The following is an 18,725-nucleotide window of genomic DNA, read 5'->3' as shown; positions in this document are numbered from 1 at the left end:
CCAGTGTGGGCGAATTTAACTGGCAAAAAGCAAACGATAATAGGCTACAAACAATGATCAAAACCGCACTTTTAGCACTGATGCTTATTAATAATATTGCTTATAAAGTTTCTAAATTTTATAAAATTTTAAACACAAAAAGCTCTCTTTATAAAGTCGCTACTCCTATCTTGTCACCTAAAAAACTTTATAAAAATGCACTGCATGACTTTAGACTGCTTTGCACTATAGCTATTAGCAAAAGCCTACACAACTACACAAAGCGCAAGACAAAACACTATGTTTTTATGATACAATCTATAAATAAAGGAGCTTTAAATGTCTAAAAACCAGCAAAGACTGCTACTTTCACTCATTTTTATAGTTATAGCGGCTATAAATTTTCTCCTTTTTGATGGGAAAAATAGCGATGGTAAAAGTATCAAAACTCAGCAAACTAGTACAAAAATACAGCCCTCAAACATAACCCAAAACGGCTCATACACAAGTAAAAATGATGTAGCAAGCTATATTTTTATTTATAAAAAACTTCCTCAAAATTTTATCACAAAAAAACAAGCTATACAGCTTGGCTGGGAAGCTAGCAAGGGAAATTTATGGTCGGTTGCACCCGGTAAGAGTATCGGCGGAGATCACTTCGGAAACTTTGAAGGCAAACTACCAAAGGCACAAAATCGTCGCTACATCGAGGCTGACATCGATTACAAAGGCGGCAAACGTGGCGCAAAACGCATCGTCTTTTCAAACGATGGATTGGTCTTTTACACAGACGACCACTACGAAAATTTTGAGAAATTGGAACAAAAATGAGATATGAGATAGACCTAAATGCAATGCGCGAATTTACTCAAATTTCAGAGTTCTTACGTGCTAGTTTTTCACCCATTTGCGATGATGCTGAACTAAATTTAGATGCCATTTATGATACACTAAGTAGCGATAAAAATGGTGGAAAGATTGTATTAAAAAACACACATGTCTTAATAAGTTTTGGTAAAATGGGCGAAGCGCTAGAAGATATGCTTAAAACTCTTGATAGTGAGTGCGAACAGTGGAGTCTAGATATAGAGCCAAACTTTCTTGGGACACTAAAGAGAGTGCAAATAAACATACAAAATGGCGCGATAAATAAATTATTTTTACAGATAAATGAGCGTTTGATAGCAATTTCAAACGAAAATGATAATCTAAAAATAAATCAAGGTAAAATTTCAACCAAAAATATCCTAAATTTAGCGCTCTGTGATGAGTTTTTGGGTAAGCAAATTTGCTCTAAAAATGACATCAGCGAGCTTTTTGGCAAAAATGGTATCGAGATAAAATTTGCAGACACAAGCAAAACGATATTTATATCAGCAACAAAACAAATTCCACAAATGCTTGATGAGTGCTTGTTTATCGGTATAACAAATTTACACAAGAAAATAAATAAAAATGGCTGAAATTTTTATCAATGGTACACTTTTATGCTTTTCACTAATAATAGCTATCGGCGCACAAAATCTTTTCATAATCCAGCAAGGACTAGCTAAAAACTATATCTTTTGGGTCTGTTTGGTCTCGTTTTTTGGAGACTGTCTTGTGTTTGGGCTTGGTGTATTTGGCATTGGAGGGCTAGCAGCTAGGAGCGAAAATTTTGCCATTTTACTTGGAATAAGTGGTATTTTATTTTTACTTTGGTATGGGATAAATTGCTTAATCTCAGCACTCCGTGGCACTAGTTTTTCCAAAATTTCAAACGCAAAGCCAAAACCACTAAAAGCAACTATAGCAAAGACTATCGCTGTAAGCTTACTAAACCCTCATGTCTGGATAGACGCATTTATCGTAGTTGGCGGCTTTGGAGCAAGTATGGCAAGCTATGAACGACCTTGGTTTTTTGCTGGGGCGGTATCAGCTTCGCTTATTTGGTTTTTTAGTCTTGGGTATGCAGCAGCTGGGCTATCTAAATTTTTTAAAAACGCAAGAGCATGGCAAATTTTAGACAGCCTAATAGCAGCGATGATGTTTTATATGGTTTATCTACTAGCTATATTTGTTTTAGATAAATTTTAGCCATCTTAAACCATAAGCAAAATATCAACCAGCTCGCCCTTAGATATAAGCTCAGTCTCTTTTGGCACTACTAAAAGAGCAGCGCCACTTGTTAGGTTGTTTACTATTGCTGAACTACCTAGCTTTTTGCCACTTAAATTTACATGACTTACTCCATCTTTTTGCACCAAATTTACAGCCGTAAATTCCAAAAATGGCGAGCGCTTGGTATAGTTCTCGTCAATTATTGCTTTTAGCATTCTTGGTGTTTGCTCATGTAACCACACATCAAGCAATACGCGCACATAAAGCACACACATAACCATAGCCGAATATGGAAACCCTGGCAAGGCAAAGATATACTTCTCTCCAGACTTTGCCACTTTGATGTGCCTGCCTGGCTTTATGCCAGCGCCATCGATAATGATACTAAAATTTTCATTTAATGTAGTTTTTACAAAGTCATAATCCCCCATACTAACTCCACCCGTAGTCACTAGCACATCGGCTGTTTTTAGGGCATTTGTGATGGCTTCTTTGACAAGCTCTGGTTTATCTTTAACAATCTCACAAACCACCGGCTCAGCGCCCATTTTACGCATCATCATCGCAAGAGCGATATGGTTTGAGCTATGAATTTGTGCTGGATTTTCTAATGCCTCGCCAAGGTCTCTTATCTCACTTCCAGTCGCAAGTATCGCAACCCTTGGGCGCACAAAAACACTGATATGAAAGTAGCCAAGCTCAGCCAAAAGTGCTATCTCAGCATAATTTAGACGAGTGCCTTTTTTTATCAAAATTTCGCCCTTTTTATAACTTTCGCCAACTTCTCGCACAGAAAATCCTTTGGCAACTGGTTTTTTAATAATGACTTTTGTATCCGCAACCTCAACATTTTCAACTGGTATAAGAGTATCAGTACCTTCGCTCATAAGCGAGCCAGTAAATGTTTTAACGCACTTTGTGCCGCTCACCACAAGCCCTTTATCGCTACCAGCAGGCAAATCAGTCATTAACTCTAGCTCGCTTAAACCCTCTTGCCACTTAAACGCATAGCCATCCATGGCTGAAAGCTCTTGTACTGGGTAGTTTTGCTCTGCTATGACATCGTGTGCGATATGTCTATCAAGCGCCTCAGTTATAGCTACTTTTTGCACTCTATCCCACAAATTTATGGTACTTTTTAAAACATCTAGCGTATCTTGATAGCTTGCCCACTCTTTCATTTTTTATCCTTTTTAATATTAATTTTTGGCATATTTTACCATTTTGCATTAAATAGCTAGTGAAATTTTATTTATTTTTTATTATTTTAACGCTAAAATTTGTGTTTTAGAAGCTAGTTTAGCTTGACTTAAACATTCAGGAAACTTCATGGATACTATAAAATGGTATGTTGCTGCTGGTGCAGCTCTTGGTGGACTTGGTGCTATCTTAGTCTTTCTTGGTAACCCAGCAAATATGGGTATATGCGCTGCTTGCTTTTTGCGCGACTCGGCTGGAGCGCTTGGTCTTCATAATGTTGGCGCACTTCAATATCTTCGCCCAGAGATCATAGGGCTAATGATTGGAGGCTTTTTATCAAGCATTTTTTGGACAAAAGAGTTCTTACCATCAACTGGCTCATCACCGTTTGTGCGCTTTTTTCTAGGTGTTTTTGCGATGATAGGCTGCCTTGTATTTTTAGGCTGTCCGTGGCGAGCATTTTTACGACTTGGTGGTGGCGATATGAGTGCAATCGCTGGTGTAGCTGGACTTGTTGTTGGTGTTTTTGCTGGATTTAATTTTAAAAAGCTAGGATATGGCTTAACTAAGCCAAGCCAAATTTCAGCTGGAGTTGGAATTTTGCCTGTGGTTATAGGAATTTTGCTACTTTCAGCTCTTATTTTCGGGCTTAAAGCAGGCGAAAATGGCGCACTTTTTAGCTCTGCAAAAGGTCCTGGCTCCATGCATGCTAGCATATTTGCCTCATTTGGGATCGCTATCATTGTTGGTATCTTAATGCAAAAGAGTAAATTTTGCAGCACTGGAGCGTTTGGTTTAATGTTTAAAGGCGAGTTTAAGATGTTTAGTGGAGTGCTTAGTATCATAGTTTTTGCAAGTATCGTAAATTTAGCACTTGGCCAGTATAAATTTGGTTTTGAAGACCAGCCCATAGCACACAATCAAATCATCTGGAATTTTCTTGGTATGGCACTAGCTGGACTTTGCTTTAGTCTTAGTGAGGGTTGCCCTGGAAAGCACTTGGTGCAAATGGGTACAGGGAATTTAAGCTCGGCTATATTTGTTATGGGCATGACTGCTGGCGCTGCGTTTGCGCATAACTTTATGCTAGCTAGCTCACCAAAAGGTATCACGCCTTTTGCGCCTTACGCGCTTGCTGTTGGTTTTATATTTGCAGTTTATGTGGGAGTATTTAACAAGCAAAGAGAGTAAGTAAAATTGCTCTTACAACAATACTTTAGGCTAGAATCTATCTAGCCTAAAATTCCTGCGCCATTTATAGCATGGCTTCGCTCTTTAGCATAAATTCTCTTACCATCAATGACATCATACTTCCATATAGGTGCACTAGCCTTAAAGTCCTCAACAAATTCATTTATTAGCTTTAAAGCAACCTTTCGCTGTGGGCTTACTACGCCTGCTATATATGAGCTAGTATGCACAGCAACATCACCGCGAGAGTGAGCAAAAAGAACAAATGCACCCTCTTTTTTAGCTCTTTCGCTCCAGCCATCAAGCCATTTTTTAAGTATAGGTTCGTAAATATCAAAACTAAGCGCTGAAATTCCGCCCTCTTCTCTAACGATACCAACAAATGTTATAAGCGCTCCACAGTTTTTATCGCAAACATCGTTATACCAGCGATTTTGTATCTCACAGATATCTAAACTTCCATTATAAATTTCCATCTTAGCCTCCACAAACTGGTGGTAAGATACAAACCCTATCGCCATCTTTTAAAGGTGTTTCAAGCTCGGTAACAACCTCATCATTTACAGCAACAGCACAAATTTGAAGCCACTCTTTTAACGCAAGCTCATCATACTCATTTAGTCTATCTTTTAGCTCGCCAAGACTTGAAACCTCAAGTTTTACATCATCAAATTCTATCGGTCCTAAAAAAGATACTGTTACCATATTTTACTGCCTTATCATATTAATTTTTGCTTTTGCACGAAGTTTATCAAAGTAATCTCTCGCCACTTTCTCTTGTTCAGCCTGATACATCGAGTTTATAACATCATTTTTTATCTCATCAAAGCTTGGTTCATAAACACCGTTTTTAGCATTAATATAAAACATATCATAGCCATTTTGCGACTGCAAAGGCTGAGTAAAACTGCCTTCAGGTGTAGCAGCTATCAAGACCACAAGGCGTGGACTTATATTTTCTCGGTTTAAATTTAGCGTTTGTGCCTTTACGCCGCCAAGAGCCTTTGTGCCAAAACTTTTTTGCTCCATTAGCTTTTCTACATCAGCAGAGCTAAAGACTGTTATAGAAGCACTTTCAAAGCTACTAAACTGACTTTTGTTGTTTTGATAGTACCTTTTTGCAGCACTTTCATTAACATTTCTTCCCACATCAGCAAAAATTTGCTTATATAGTTTTTCTTGCAGTATCGCCTTTTCTATATCGCTCTTAAAGTCTATAAATTTCGTACCTTGGCTCTCTATTTGTGAACGAAATTCTGATACACTCATGCCATTTTGTTTAGCTAAATTTGCAACTCTATCATTTATCTCAAAAGGCGTTGTATGAATACCTAGTGATTTGATTTGTGCTTGCTCTAGGCGGTCACGAATAAGCAGATCAAGCGCTCTGACATTATCGATTTTTAATTGCTCTTTGACTTTGGCTACTTCAAAAAGTGTTATCGGCTCGTTCTCAACAATCGCAGCTATGCCATTTACCATCTGGGCATTTAGGCAAATTCCACACACAAGTGAAGCAAAAATAGCTTTTTTTATCATAATAAAACCTTTATTTAAGTATTTTCTAAATATAATTTGAGCCATTATAACATAAAAATTTTAAGGACAGGAATGATAGTTACAAGATTTGCGCCAAGTCCGACTGGATATTTACATATCGGTGGTCTTAGAACGGCGCTTTACAGCTATCTTTATGCGCGCGCAAACGGCGGAAAATTTCTACTACGCATAGAAGATACCGACTTGAAACGAAACTCGCAAGAGGCAGTCGTGGCGATAAGAGAAGCATTTGATTGGTGCGGGCTAGCATATGATGGCGAAGTTGAATATCAGTCAAAGCGCTTTGATATTTACAAAAAATATGTCCAAAAGCTTCTAGATGAAGGCAAAGCATATAAATGCTACATGTCAAAAGAGGAGCTTGACGAGCTACGCGCAAAGCAAGAAGCGGCAAAAGAGCGCCCAAAATACGACAATCGCTATAGAAATTTCACTGGCACGCCACCAGTTGGCATCGAGCCAGTCATACGCATAAAAGCCCCAGAAAACGGCGAAATTCGGTTTCGTGACGGCATAAAAGGCGATATGAAATTTAACTGCTCAGATATTTTAGATGACTTTATCATTGCGCGCTCAGACGGCACGCCAACATACAACTTTGTCGTGGTTATAGATGATGCACTCATGGGCATCACGCATGTTATCCGTGGCGATGATCATCTAAGCAACACACCAAAACAGATAGTCCTTTACGAGGCACTTGGATTTAAAACGCCTGAGTTTTTCCATGTAGCGATGATAAATGGCGCAGATGGTAGCAAGCTTAGCAAACGCCACGGCGCAACCGATGTTATGGAATACAAAAACATGGGCTACTTGCCTGAGGCGCTGTTAAATTTCCTAGTCAGACTTGGCTGGAGCCACGGAGATGATGAAATTTTTAGCATAGACGATATGTTGCGCTACTTCGATCCGCACGATATAAATAAATCAGCAAGCACCTACAACCCAAGCAAGCTAGAGTGGCTAAACGCCCACTATATAAAGACCCTGCCTTATGAGAGATTGGCAAAAGATATGCTAGGGTTTGGAGTTGATTTTAACGCACATCCAAAAGGCGAGTTGCTTTTAAATATCTTAAGAGAACGCGCAAAAACACTTATAGATATGGCAACAGCAGCAAACTCTATCATCAATGCACCGCAAATATACGATGAAAAAGCTTGTGCAAAATTTATAACTCCAGCAGCGCTTGAAATTTTGGCAAAATATGCTGAAATTTTGACGCTAAATTTAGATGCTGCAGGATATGAAAAGATAACAAATGAGTTTTTAGAATTAAATGGGATAAAGCTAAAAGATCTAGCGCAGGCACTCAGAGTAACACTAACTGGAAATAGTGTAAGTCCGAGTATATTTGAGGTACTTGAGGTACTTGGTAGTAGTGAGATAAAAAGTAGAATAAGTAAAATTTTAAAGGAGAAAAGATGAGTAAGATTACAAAAGAAGAGGCATTAGACTATCACATTGGGGGGAAAATAGAGATTGCTGTAAAAACCCCATGCGAAACAGCACGCGATCTGTCTATGGCTTATACGCCGGGCGTTGCTGAGCCATGCAAGGCGATTGAAGCTGACAACGAGCTAGCTTACAAATATACAAACAAGGCAAACCTAGTCGCCGTTATCACTGACGGAACGGCTGTTTTGGGGCTTGGTGACATCGGCGCGATCGCTGGTAAGCCAGTCATGGAAGGCAAGGCAGTTTTATTTAAGAAATTTGCAAATGTCGATGCTTTTGATATCGAGCTAGACGAGCATGATCCTGATAAGATTGTTGAAATTTGCAAAGCCCTAGCGCCTACATTTGGTGGCATAAATCTAGAAGACATACGCGCACCAAAGTGTTTTGAGATAGAAAGAAAGCTTCAAGAAGCAGTAAATATCCCTGTAATGCACGATGATCAGCACGGAACAGCTATGATAACAAGCGCTGGCATGATAAATGCGATGGAAATTTCAGGCAAAGATATCAGCAAAATCAAAATCGTAGTAAGTGGTGCGGGTGCGGCTGGTATAGCGTGCGCGAAGATGTATAAAGCACTTGGCGCACAACACATCATCATGATTGACAGCAAAGGCGTCATCCACAGCGAACGAACTGATCTAACTCCAGAGAAGGTAGAATTTGCTATCAAAACTAGCGACCGCACGCTTGAAGATGCAATGAAGGGTGCTGATATGTTCCTAGGTCTTAGTAAGCCTGGCGTCGTAACAAAAGAGATGGTTGCGTCGATGAATCCAGAGCCGATTATATTTGCACTTTCAAACCCAGTGCCTGAAATTTATCCAGAAGATGTTGCGGCAGTTAGAAGTGATGTAATGATGGGAACTGGCAGAAGCGACTATCCAAATCAAGTAAATAATGTCCTTGGCTTTCCATTTATCTTCCGCGGTGCCCTAGATGTTCGCGCTAAAAAGATCACTGAAAATATGAAAATGGCAGCAGCCAAGGCACTTGCCAAGCTTGCAAAAGAGCCAGTTCCAGCTGAAGTTTGCAAGGCATTTGGTGTAAGCGAGCTAAAATTTGGCAAAGACTACATCATACCAAAACCATTTGATAGCCGCGTTTTAGCAGCTGTTGCACCAGCTGTTGCACAAGCAGCGATCGAAGACGGCGTAGCAAGAGTAAAAGACTTTGACATCAAAGCCTATACAGAAAAACTTGCAAAAGGTCTATAATAAAATGTTTGCTTAAATTTCAAGCAAACCCACTCTTTACAATTCAAGCAAAATTTGCCAAATTTTCGTGTAAATTTTGCTTGAAAATCTGCAAATTTTAAGCCTAAATCTTTACCCTTTAATCTAAAAATATGGAACTTTGTAATATAATAAAAGGTTTAAAAAAGATGAAATTTTAAAGGACGAATAATGCAATCAATCCGTGAAATAGCACTTGCGCTGCCAAATGTCCGATATATCTCGCATCCACTTATCGAGCATAAGCTTACTATCTTACGTGATAAAAACACTCAGTCGTTTCAGTTTCGTATGGTTGTTGATGAGATAAGTCACCTGATGATTTTCGAAGCCACTCGCGACCTTGCGCTACGCGAAGTAAGCGTGCAAACACCAGTAGCAAAAACAACAGCTAAAAAACTAGCAAGCAAGATTATGATCTGCCCTATTTTGCGCGCTGCTTTGGGCATGCTTGATAGCATTTTTACCATTATTCCAGATGCAGCTGTTGGCTTTCTTGGTTTTCAGCGCAACGAAGAAACTGCTCAGGCTGAGTTTTTCTACGCAAAACTCCCACCTGATGCAGCTTCTCGCACAGCTATCATCATCGATCCAATGTTTGCCACTGGTGGCACAGCGATAGATGCAGTAAAATTTCTAAAAGAAAAAGGTGTAAAGCAGATCAAATTTATCTCTATCATTGCCGCACCAGAAGGATTAAAGCGCTTTAGCGAAGTCTATCCTGATGTTGAAGTTTATACCGCTGCAGTTGATGAGAAACTAAATGAGCAAAACTACATAGTTCCTGGACTTGGAGATGCTGGGGATAGAGTGTTTAATACTACTGATTGATTATTTGCATTGATCTTTGTACTTCATTGGTTTTAAAATTTGCTTAGTTGGCGGTCATAACTTCTTGTAAATTTTAAAACCACTCCATATAACTTATATTTCTCCTGTCTTGCAAGCATTTAAATTTTACTTTTATCTTATTTAGTTTTGCAAATTTACATCATTTTATTTTGATTTTATGCTAAAATGGCACAAAATTTATAAAACAAGGAGAATTTATGCCATTACTTGACAGCTTTTGCGTTGATCACACGATCATGAATGCCCCAGGAGTGCGTCTAGCAAAGACCATGAAGACGCCAAAGGGCGATGACATCAGCGTTTTTGATCTACGCTTTTGCAAACCGAATGAGGATATATTGCCAGAGCGTGGCATCCACACGCTAGAGCACCTTTTTGCTGGCTTTATGAGAGACCATCTAAATGGCACTGGTGTTGAGATCATCGACATATCGCCTATGGGCTGTCGGACTGGATTTTATATGAGTCTTATCGGCGTGCCTAGCATAAAGGCGGTGCAAGATGCGTGGAGTGCAAGCATGCGCGATATTTTGGAAGTTAAGGAGCAAAGCAAAATCCCTGAGCTAAACGAGTATCAGTGTGGCACATACAAGATGCATTCACTTGACGAGGCACACGCGATCGCACGCAAAATTTTAGACGCTGGTATCGGCTATATCGACAATGAAGCAATAAAACTTGATGTTGATGAAAAAGGTCTAAAGCACTAACTTAAGCCGCTTAAATGCGGCTTGCTTTTTGTAAATTTTCTATATTTTTAGTTATTGTATTTGGTTCATAAATCGCCCTAACAATAGCAATATAATCTACTTGTAACTCTATGAGTTGTGCGATATTTGAAGCGTTTATGCCACCTATTACACATACTGGGATTTTTAAAATTTGCTTTGCTTTTTTTATCATTTCTAGGCTTACTGAAGTTGTATTTGGCTTTGTAAGACTTGGAAAAACCGCGCCAAAAGCTGCGTAACTAGCTCCATTTTGTTCTGCCTTTAGTGCCAAATCCAAATCATTATAGCAGCTAACTCCTACAAAAGCATCTTTGCCTAAAATTTCGTGGGCTTTTATAAGCGAATCATCATCTTTGCCGATATGAACAGCATTTGTGCCTATTTTCTTAGCAAACTCTACATCGTCATTTATTATAAATTTCGCACCAAATTCTTGACAAAGCGATAAAAGTTCTTGTGCGATTTTTACATTTTTATTTTCTTTTTTACATCTATACTGATAGAGTTTTACGCCTGATTTTAAAATTTCTCTTGCGTGATTTATAATAAGCTCATCTGGGCTTAAAATATCATCACTCAAAGCATAAATTTCACTCACAGATGCCCTTTTGCATGATTTAACAACCTTACGCCAAAGTTTGTTTTGTGGGCATGTTTTATAGAATTTGTAATAAATTTTTTTGCATTTTTAATAGAATCTTCTAGCTCATTTTTTAATGCCAAACCACAAGCTATCGCACTTGAAAAGCTACAACCAGCTCCATGCATTATATTTGGCTTTAAAAGTGTATCTTGAAATTTTATGATCTTTCCATCTTTATAAAAAAGCGAATCCTCGCAAATTTCACTAAGGCTCGTTCTTTTTAGCAAAATATCACAAGGCAAATTATTAAAATCAAGATTTAAAATTTTTGCCTCATCAAGGTTTGGTGTAGCGATAGTGGCAAAATTTAAAAGCTCTTTTAGCTCGTTAAGCGCATCATTTCTCAACAACTTTGCTCCAGACTTTGCCACACAAACTGGATCTATCACAATAGGCACACGAGAGCTTATATGCTCCAGCCAAACCTTTACAATCTTTATAAGCTCAGCATTAAAAAGCATACCGATTTTTACAGCATCAATATAAAGTTCATCATTTATCATTTTTAATTGAGTGTCTAAAATTTCAGGCGTTACAGCCAAAACGCCACTTACACCATTTGTATTTTGTGCAGTGATTGCCGTAATTGCAGTGGCGCAGTAGCAACCAAACGCTTCGCAAGTCTTTATATCAGCCTGTATGCCAGCACCGCCAACGCTATCGCTTCCAGCTATGATAAGGATATTTTTCATTTTTATCTTATTTTTATAGTTGTAAGGCAAGAAATTTTAGGCTTTTGCCCAAAATTTCAAGCTATTTTTATTTAAGGTCATATTTTTCTAGTAACTTATCGTATGTGCCGTCTTTTTTTATCTCAGCAAGAGCTGCATTTATTTTTGCGATAAGTTCTATATTTTTGTCTTTATCAAAGGCTATAGCAAAGCCATCACTTCCATCTGGCTCTTTTAGAAATTCTTCCAAATCAGGATTTTTCTTTAAAAAGCCGTATCCAACTGAAGTATCAACTATCATAGCATCGATTTTGCCAGCCTTTAGGCTAGTGGCAACAGTTACTGAATTTTCAAAAGGTAGTACTTTTGCTCTAGCAATAGCATTTGCAGCAATCTCTTGTATAGAGCCTTGCTGTACGCCCAGGCGTTTTCCTTTTAAGCTATCTTTGCTTGAAATTTCAGTATTTCCTTTTTTGCGTAAAAACAAATTTTCAGTTGCAAAGTAAGAGTCCGTAAAATCAATCGATCTTCTTCTTGCATCAGTAGCGCTCATGCCACTTACTATTACATTTATCTTTCCAGCTTTTAAAGCAGAGATAAGCCCATCAAAGTTCATCTGAACAAACTCATAACTAAAGCCAACTCTTTTAGCAAGCTCATCAACTAGATCAACATCAAAGCCGACTATCTTGTTGTGATCATCAAGATACTCAAATGGAGGGAATGTAGGCTCTGTGCCGATTTTTAAATCAGCTGCACCAAGCATAACAAAACATGCCAAAACGAATGCAAAAATTTTTTTCAATTTTTTCCTTTTTTAATTTACTTTAAATCATATTTTTCAAGCAACTTGTCATAGCTACCATCTTTTTTCATCTCTTCAAAAGCTGCGTTTATCTTTGAGATAAGTTCAGTATTTTTACCTTTATCAAACGCCATTGAAAAGCCCTCGCTACCATCTGACTCTTTGTAAAATTCTTCCAAGTCCGGATTTTTCTTCAAGTAGCCATAACCTATTGAGCTATCAAAGATAAGTGCTGCAAATTTACCAGCCTTAAGACCCATAACAAGCGGAGCAGTATCCTCTGATGGAACTACTTTTGCGCCTACTATCGCATTTGCTGCTAGCTCTTGGACCGTGCCTTGTTGTACGCCAATTCTATTACCATTAAGGCTTTCTTTATCTTTAATTTCAGCATTATTGACTTTACGAATATAGATATTTTCAGTTAGATAATATGAATTTGTAAAATCTATCGATTTTCTTCTATCATCAGTCGCACTCATGGCACTTACGATAGCATCTATCTTGCCAGCCTTTAGAGCTGGGATAAGTCCATCAAAACTCATATTTACTATCTTAAATTTAAAATCCAAACGCCTTGAAAGCTCATCAACAAGATCTATATCAAAGCCAGCGATCTTGTTTTGTTCATCGATATACTCGAATGGTGGGTAGTTTGCAGCTGTACCTATCTTAAGTTCTGCCGCAAAAAGACTCATGCTAGCCACTGCAAATAGTGCTAAAATTTTTTTCATATCATCTCCTTTAAAAATTTTGTCTAATTGTAATATAAAATGTTTAATGGTTTAATACTTTTCCTAAAAATTCTCTAAGCCTTGGATTTTGTGGGCTCTCAAATACATTTTTTGGCGTATCATCAACAGCTATCTTTCCTCCATCCATAAAGAAAATTCTACTTGCTACATTGCGCGCAAAGCCCATCTCATGGGTTACAACAAGCATAGTAAGCCCTCTAGCAGCCACATCTTTCATTATATCAAGCACCTCACCTATCATCTCAGGATCAAGTGCAGATGTTGGCTCATCAAAAAGTATAGCATCTGGATTCATCGCTAGGCTTCTAGCTATTGCTATACGCTGTTTTTGACCTCCTGAAAGCTTATGTGGAAAAGCAAGCTTTTTATCACTTAATCCCACACTTTTTAGCAACTCTTCTGCTTTTTTTTCAGCCTCATCTTTACTAAAAACACCTGATTTTATAGGTGCTAAGGTTAGGTTTTGCATAACATTTTTATTGGCAAAAAGATTAAAATGCTGAAAAACCATACTGATTTTTTGACGAATTTTATTTATATCGACATCTTTGCTTACTATATCTTCACCATTTATCTTTATATGTCCGCTACTTGGTTCTTCTAGACGATTTATGCAGCGTAAAAATGTGCTTTTGCCACCACCACTTGGTCCTATAATAGCTATTATTTCTCCTTGTTTTATATCAACACTAATATCTTTTAAAACCTGCAAATCACCATAGTTTTTGCATAAATTTCTAATCTCAATCATGGCGGTTTAATCTCCTTTCAAGCAACTTCACAAGCAGTGTGAGAAATTTGATACTGACATAATACACAACACCCGCAAAGATAACTGGCTCGGGACTATAAAACACGGCTTGAAGGCTCTTGCTTTGCATGGTTATATCAACCACGCTGATGTAGCCAACGACTGAGGTCTCTTTAAAAAGAGAGATAAACTCATTGCCTAGTGCTGGCAAGATATTTTTAGTTGCTTGTGGCATTACTATCTCTCGCATTGATGTGCCATACCCTAGTCCCATCGCGCGTGCTGCCTCCATTTGACCTTTATCAACGCTATTTATACCGCTTCGCACGATCTCAGCAACATAGGCAGAGCTATTTAGCCCAAGTGCGATGAGTGCAACATAAAAGTTGTCCTCCCAAGTGGCAAAAATAACCACTGAAAATATCAAAAGTTGAAGAATTATCGGTGTTCCACGAAGCATATCGATATATTCATCTATGATAAAATTTAAAGGCTTTATCTGTAAAAATTTCAAAAACGCTAAGGTAAATCCAAGCACCATACCAATAGCGATACCGCCCACTGTAAGCCCAAGCGTCACACCATAGCTTTTTATGTACGCAGCTTGCTGGGCTGGTGTCATATCTCGCGGATAGAAGTAGTACGAGATCACGCCAACAATGGCAATGAAAAACAAAATTCTGTAAAATTTCTCACTGAGAAAAAAATTGTAACTTTTTTCGTTCAACACAAAGACCCTTTATAGTGTTTTGTAAATTTAAGAATATACTGAAAATTTGGTATTTTTTTGCTTAAATTTTTATAATCTATGGAATTTTTAAACAAATTTATAATATTATGGTAAAAATTGTAAAAAGGAAATTTTGTGGACTTTACTTCATATATCGCTATTGCTTTATATTTTGGTTTTTTGCTTGTTATTGGTAAAATTTCATATAACAAAAATGCAAATATGAATGAGTATTTGCTAGATAATCGCAAGCTAGGACCAGTAGTTACCGCACTAAGTGCTGGAGCAAGCGACATGAGTGGCTGGATGTTACTTGGTGTGCCAGGCGCACTTTATATGACTGGTATATCAACTGCGTGGATGGCGATAGGACTGACCATAGGAGCGTATTGCAACTACTTATTTCTAGCAAAACGCTTACGAGTTTATACGGAAGTTGCGAGCGACAGTATCACCATACCAGACTTTTTAGAAAATCGCTTTAAAGACCGCACGAAGGTTTTACGCATTATATCTGGGCTTTTTATACTTATATTTTTTACCCTTTATGTTAGTAGTGGCATAATCGCTGGCGGAAAGAGTTTTGAGAGTTTTTTTGGCTTGCCATTTGCCTATGGAGCTATTTTTACGCTAACTATCGTTGTATTTTACACATTTTTTGGTGGCTTTAAAGCAGTGGCTATAACAGATGCATTTCAAGGTACTTTGATGTTTATCGTACTTATCGCAATCCCTACTGTAGCGTATTTTAATATAAATTTAGAAGGAACATCTCTTTTAAGCGAGATAAAAAAAATAGATCCAGAGCACCTAAATATCTTTCGAGATCTAAATTTTTGGGCTATCTTAGGGCTAATGTCTTGGGGGCTTGGTTACTTTGGGCAACCACACATCATCGTGAGATTTATGGCAATACGAAGTTCAGCCGAGCTTGATCAAGCTCGCCGTATAGGCATCGGCTGGATGGCGATAGGACTCATCGGAGCCATGATTAGTGGGCTTATGGGCCTTGTATTTTTTAAACAGTCTGGCGTCACACTTAGTGATCCTGAGATAGTTTTTTTAAAGCTTGGCGAGACTTTGTTTCATCCATTTTTTATTGGAATTATAGTTTCTGCCGTACTTGCGGCGATTATGAGTACTATATCAAGTCAGCTTTTAGTCAGCGCAAGCTCTGTGACAAAAGATTTTATACTTGCATTTTACAAACATGAAATTTCAAATAACGCTCAAGTAGCCATAGGCAGATACGCCGTAGTAGCAGTTGCCATCATAGCAACAATCTTGGCCTTTGTACAAAAAGAAAGCGTACTAAATGTTGTTGGCAATGCTTGGGCTGGATTTGGAGCATGTTTTGGTCCAGTTTTACTCTTTAGCCTTTACCTAAAAAGGATGAGTGCATTAGCCGCACTTCTTGGTATGATAAGCGGAGGACTTAGCGTTATAGCTTGGATAGTGTTTGAACTAAACAAAGAGGTTTATGAGCTACTTCCTGGTTTTGTGGTCTCAAGTATTGTTATTTTAGCGGTAAGTTTTTGGGGAGATGCTTTAAATAAAATGAGCGATGAGCCAAACGAGCAAGTCATAAAAGATGAATTTGATAAGATGAAAACTAGGCTTTAAAAGCAAGCTATGCTGTTAAGTGGTAAATAGATAAACTTAACAGCTAATTAAGCGCATATTTTCATATAAAATTTATCAAAATACTATCATTTTACCTTGCTTAGAAATTTTGCCAATGCTATAAATCAAGCTAAAAGACAAAATTTAAACTAGACAGATATCTTGTGTTTTAAATTTTTAAAATTTTATTGTGTTATCTGTCTTGTCGCATTTTGATAAAATTTTACCACATCATGTATTTTAATCCTAGTTCTAAACCAATGCTTTTATGTCTAAATTTTAGCTACGCTGCTACGCAAAACAGCTCTTAAGCACATTTTTGATAATATAAATAATTTTATCTGGCACAAATAAGGTATTTTTTGAGTAATTTAGAAATTTTTAAGCTCTCTATCCCTGTTTTTATGGGCTATTTTCCACTTGGTATGGCTTTTGGCATTTTGGCTATCGGTGTAGGTGTGAGCGCATTTATAGCCATTTCACTAAGCTTTCTTACATACGCAGGAGCCGCGCAGTTTATGATGGTGGGACTGTTTGCTAGCGGGACTGGGCTGGTGGAGGCGTTTGTGGTGAGCTATCTTGTAAATTTACGCCACACTTTTTATGGGCTTGCACTGCTTAAAGAGTATGAAAATTTGCGCTTTCGCTTGTTTAATGTCGCGACCTTAACCGATGAGACATTTGCCGTGTTTAAAATGCTAAAGATAGACGATGTAGGTGAGCGAAGCCGTGTATTTACGGCGCTAAATTTTCTTTGCTGGTTTTACTGGCTAGCTGGCACGGCACTAGGGTGCTTTGCAGGTACGCTTATAAGTACTGATATGAGCGGTCTTGAGTTTAGCCTAACCGCGCTTTTTATCGCCATCGTCATTGAGATGTTTAAAAGTGATAGAAATTTCATCGTGCTAGGCGCTGCCGTGCTATTTGGCGTCATCGGAGTTACGCTAATGCCGGCTAAGTTTATGCTGGTTGGTTCGATGGGACTTTGCCTCGTGTTTTTATGTCTGTTTAAGGATAAGTTATGATAAGTGTAAGCTCGCCTGAGTGGCTTTTGTTTGTAGCGGTTTTGCTGGGTGCGGTGGCGACTTTTATCACGCGCGCGACACCGTTTTATCTGATGAAGAGCGAGAGCGAGAGCAAGCTTATGAGTGTCATACAAAAGCATATGGGGCTTATGATAATGGTTATCTTAGTAAGTTATGGTTTAAGGGATGTTAAATTTAGCGTGTATCCGTATGGGGCGGCAGAAATTTTAGCATTTCTTACCGCCATAATCACTCACTTAAAGCTTAAAAATATGCTTTTAACCATCTCTATCTCAACAGCTGTTTATATGAGCTTACTGCGTGTTTTCACCATTTAATAAGCCCTACAGTATGTAAAGTCAATATTTTCGGGCTCTTTTAGCTCACTAGCTAGGCGGAAAGCCAAATTTGCATTATCTAGCATCGCTCTGCCATACGCCACGGCATCGCAAACATCGCCAAGTAGCAGTGCCTCGCCCTCGCTAGCCTTTGTTATAAGTCCAACAGCTATGACTGGCACACTAACGGCTTGTTTTATCTGCTTGGCATATCCTGCTTGATAAAGTGGCGTAATCGTTGGCATGTCATCACAAATTTCATGAACACCACCACTTGAGACATGAATAAACTCAGCTCCAGCATCCTCAAGTGCCTTGGCATAGTTCGCACACTCACTTACGCTATAATCATCCTTGCTCCACGCCGATGCACTCAGACGCACACCCACCACAAGCGATGTCTGAGCTTTTATATCAGCCACTATCTCGCACACTAGCCTTACTCTATCCTTAGAGTAAATATCATCTCGCTTATTTAAAATTTTGCTTAAAAATGTATTTAGCAAGTATCCATGTGCTGCGTGAATTTCAACAAACTCATACCCAGCCATCTGGGCTCTTTTTGCAGCTTTTATGAAGTCTTGCTTGAGTGATAAAATTTCATCAAGACTAAGTTTTTTAGGGGCTTTATAGCTTTTTGAAAATGCTTCATCACCAACGCTTACACTCCCATCTATCTCAGATTTTCTGCCTGCGTGTGCTAGCTGGATGCCAGCTCTTGCGCCATAAGATTTTATGATATTTGCTATATCTTTGTGACCTGATATTTGCGCATCATCCCAAAGTCCAAGATCTTTTTGCGTGATCCTGCCAACAGCTTGTACTGCTGTAGCTTCGACGATGATAGCGCCAGTCCCGCCAAGCGCTCTTGCACCGTAATGAATTTTGTGAAATTCCTGCACCATGCCTGAATCATCTGGTACTTTATAAGTGCACATAGGTGGCATTATAACACGATTTTTAAGCGTAATGTTACCAAAATTTATTGGATCAAAAAGTCTTGACATATTATCTCCTTTGGGTTTATTTTAACCTATTTTTATATTAATTTTTACTATCTTCTTTATATCAA

23 protein-coding genes are annotated in these 18,725 nt (G+C 38.3%); 12 read left to right on the top strand and 11 right to left on the bottom strand.

Going from position 1 to position 18,725, the window contains the following annotated elements; translation table 11 throughout:
* Positions 1-5 precede the first annotated feature (5 nt).
* From U5B17_RS00615 to U5B17_RS00600, 4 genes are read left to right on the top strand one after another with little or no spacing between them, the layout of a single operon-like run.
* Positions 6-326, top strand: coding sequence for a hypothetical protein (locus U5B17_RS00615; RefSeq protein WP_430803434.1), 321 nt, complete (start codon positions 6-8; stop codon positions 324-326).
* Positions 319-810, top strand: a complete 492-nt coding sequence (locus U5B17_RS00610; RefSeq protein ID WP_430803433.1) for a ribonuclease domain-containing protein — start codon at positions 319-321, stop codon at positions 808-810. Before U5B17_RS00615 ends, U5B17_RS00610 begins: the two co-directional genes overlap by 8 nt.
* The gene (locus tag U5B17_RS00605; protein WP_430803432.1) at positions 807-1,442 is read left to right on the top strand and encodes a hypothetical protein; all 636 of its coding nucleotides are present in this window, start codon (positions 807-809) and stop codon (positions 1,440-1,442) included. Before U5B17_RS00610 ends, U5B17_RS00605 begins: the two co-directional genes overlap by 4 nt.
* The gene (locus tag U5B17_RS00600; RefSeq protein ID WP_430803431.1) at positions 1,435-2,055 is read left to right on the top strand and encodes a LysE/ArgO family amino acid transporter; all 621 of its coding nucleotides are present in this window, start codon (positions 1,435-1,437) and stop codon (positions 2,053-2,055) included. Before U5B17_RS00605 ends, U5B17_RS00600 begins: the two co-directional genes overlap by 8 nt.
* A gap of 5 nt (positions 2,056-2,060) precedes the next feature.
* Here the strand turns inward: U5B17_RS00600 and U5B17_RS00595 are convergent, their stop codons facing one another.
* Positions 2,061-3,260: a molybdopterin molybdotransferase MoeA gene (locus U5B17_RS00595; RefSeq protein ID WP_430803430.1), complete on the bottom strand. Its 1,200-nt coding sequence runs from the start codon at positions 3,258-3,260 to the stop codon at positions 2,061-2,063.
* Between the two features lie 148 nt (positions 3,261-3,408).
* Between U5B17_RS00595 and yedE the strand changes: the two genes are divergently transcribed.
* Entirely contained in the window at positions 3,409-4,470 is a 1,062-nt protein-coding gene (yedE, locus tag U5B17_RS00590) for a YedE family putative selenium transporter (protein ID WP_430803429.1), read from the top strand.
* 41 nt (positions 4,471-4,511) lie between these two features.
* On the opposite strand, the gene U5B17_RS00585 is transcribed toward yedE, so the two are convergent.
* From U5B17_RS00585 to U5B17_RS00575, 3 genes are read right to left on the bottom strand one after another with little or no spacing between them, the layout of a single operon-like run.
* A complete protein-coding gene (locus U5B17_RS00585) occupies positions 4,512-4,946 on the bottom strand; it encodes a molybdopterin synthase catalytic subunit (protein WP_430803428.1) in 435 nt (144 codons plus the stop codon).
* Position 4,947: 1 nt separating this feature from the next.
* Entirely contained in the window at positions 4,948-5,175 is a 228-nt protein-coding gene (locus U5B17_RS00580) for a MoaD/ThiS family protein (RefSeq protein ID WP_230055955.1), read from the bottom strand.
* A gap of 3 nt (positions 5,176-5,178) precedes the next feature.
* A complete protein-coding gene (locus U5B17_RS00575) occupies positions 5,179-6,009 on the bottom strand; it encodes a peptidyl-prolyl cis-trans isomerase (protein ID WP_430803427.1) in 831 nt (276 codons plus the stop codon).
* Positions 6,010-6,081: 72 nt separating this feature from the next.
* On the opposite strand from U5B17_RS00575, the gene gltX reads away from it, so the two are divergent.
* The 4 genes from gltX to luxS all read left to right on the top strand — a co-directional run bounded on the left by gltX (position 6,082) and on the right by luxS (position 10,291).
* Positions 6,082-7,461: a glutamate--tRNA ligase gene (gltX, locus tag U5B17_RS00570; protein WP_430803426.1), complete on the top strand. Its 1,380-nt coding sequence runs from the start codon at positions 6,082-6,084 to the stop codon at positions 7,459-7,461.
* Positions 7,458-8,711, top strand: coding sequence for a malic enzyme-like NAD(P)-binding protein (locus U5B17_RS00565; protein ID WP_430803425.1), 1,254 nt, complete (start codon positions 7,458-7,460; stop codon positions 8,709-8,711). The genes gltX and U5B17_RS00565 overlap by 4 nt, the downstream gene beginning before the upstream one ends.
* 219 nt (positions 8,712-8,930) lie before the next feature.
* Complete coding sequence (upp, locus tag U5B17_RS00560) at positions 8,931-9,560, top strand: uracil phosphoribosyltransferase (RefSeq protein WP_430803850.1); 630 nt, start codon at positions 8,931-8,933, stop codon at positions 9,558-9,560.
* A 218-nt stretch (positions 9,561-9,778) separates the two neighbouring features.
* Positions 9,779-10,291 (top strand): S-ribosylhomocysteine lyase, encoded by a 513-nt coding sequence (gene luxS, locus U5B17_RS00555; protein ID WP_430803424.1) that lies wholly within the window; start codon positions 9,779-9,781, stop codon positions 10,289-10,291.
* Between the two features lie 10 nt (positions 10,292-10,301).
* Here luxS and thiE read toward each other — a convergent pair whose 3' ends face one another.
* The 6 genes from thiE to U5B17_RS00525 form a co-directional block, all read right to left on the bottom strand.
* On the bottom strand, positions 10,302-10,910 hold the full coding sequence (gene thiE / locus U5B17_RS00550; RefSeq protein ID WP_430803423.1) for a thiamine phosphate synthase: 609 nt from the start codon (positions 10,908-10,910) through the stop codon (positions 10,302-10,304).
* A complete protein-coding gene (gene thiD, locus U5B17_RS00545; protein WP_430803422.1) occupies positions 10,907-11,647 on the bottom strand; it encodes a bifunctional hydroxymethylpyrimidine kinase/phosphomethylpyrimidine kinase in 741 nt (246 codons plus the stop codon). The genes thiE and thiD overlap by 4 nt, the downstream gene beginning before the upstream one ends.
* Positions 11,648-11,714: 67 nt before the next feature.
* Complete coding sequence (locus U5B17_RS00540; RefSeq protein ID WP_430803421.1) at positions 11,715-12,431, bottom strand: basic amino acid ABC transporter substrate-binding protein; 717 nt, start codon at positions 12,429-12,431, stop codon at positions 11,715-11,717.
* Positions 12,432-12,448: 17 nt separating this feature from the next.
* Positions 12,449-13,165: a transporter substrate-binding domain-containing protein gene (locus U5B17_RS00535; protein WP_430803420.1), complete on the bottom strand. Its 717-nt coding sequence runs from the start codon at positions 13,163-13,165 to the stop codon at positions 12,449-12,451.
* A 43-nt stretch (positions 13,166-13,208) separates the two neighbouring features.
* On the bottom strand, positions 13,209-13,937 hold the full coding sequence (locus tag U5B17_RS00530; RefSeq protein ID WP_430803419.1) for an amino acid ABC transporter ATP-binding protein: 729 nt from the start codon (positions 13,935-13,937) through the stop codon (positions 13,209-13,211).
* Positions 13,930-14,598, bottom strand: coding sequence for an amino acid ABC transporter permease (locus U5B17_RS00525; RefSeq protein WP_230056718.1), 669 nt, complete (start codon positions 14,596-14,598; stop codon positions 13,930-13,932). Before U5B17_RS00525 ends, U5B17_RS00530 begins: the two co-directional genes overlap by 8 nt.
* A 204-nt stretch (positions 14,599-14,802) precedes the next feature.
* Here U5B17_RS00525 and putP point away from each other — a divergent pair, with 204 nt between their 5' ends.
* The 3 genes from putP (at position 14,803) to U5B17_RS00510 (ending at position 17,653) form a co-directional block, all read left to right on the top strand.
* Complete coding sequence (gene putP / locus U5B17_RS00520; protein WP_430803418.1) at positions 14,803-16,290, top strand: sodium/proline symporter PutP; 1,488 nt, start codon at positions 14,803-14,805, stop codon at positions 16,288-16,290.
* Between the two features lie 362 nt (positions 16,291-16,652).
* Positions 16,653-17,315, top strand: coding sequence for an AzlC family ABC transporter permease (locus U5B17_RS00515; protein ID WP_430803417.1), 663 nt, complete (start codon positions 16,653-16,655; stop codon positions 17,313-17,315).
* Positions 17,312-17,653 (top strand): branched-chain amino acid transporter permease, encoded by a 342-nt coding sequence (locus tag U5B17_RS00510; protein ID WP_430803416.1) that lies wholly within the window; start codon positions 17,312-17,314, stop codon positions 17,651-17,653. The genes U5B17_RS00515 and U5B17_RS00510 overlap by 4 nt, the downstream gene beginning before the upstream one ends.
* Here U5B17_RS00510 and U5B17_RS00505 read toward each other — a convergent pair.
* Positions 17,650-18,660: an oxidoreductase gene (locus U5B17_RS00505; protein WP_430803415.1), complete on the bottom strand. Its 1,011-nt coding sequence runs from the start codon at positions 18,658-18,660 to the stop codon at positions 17,650-17,652. The two genes, U5B17_RS00510 and U5B17_RS00505, sit on opposite strands and share 4 nt — an antisense overlap.
* Positions 18,661-18,725: the final 65 nt, after the last annotated feature.

It is taken from the genome of Campylobacter australis, assembly GCF_050586305.1.
Taxonomy (GTDB): Bacteria; Campylobacterota; Campylobacteria; order Campylobacterales; family Campylobacteraceae; genus Campylobacter_A.
Note: the sequence above shows the minus strand (reverse complement) of the source record. Positions and strands in the feature narration are given on the sequence as shown.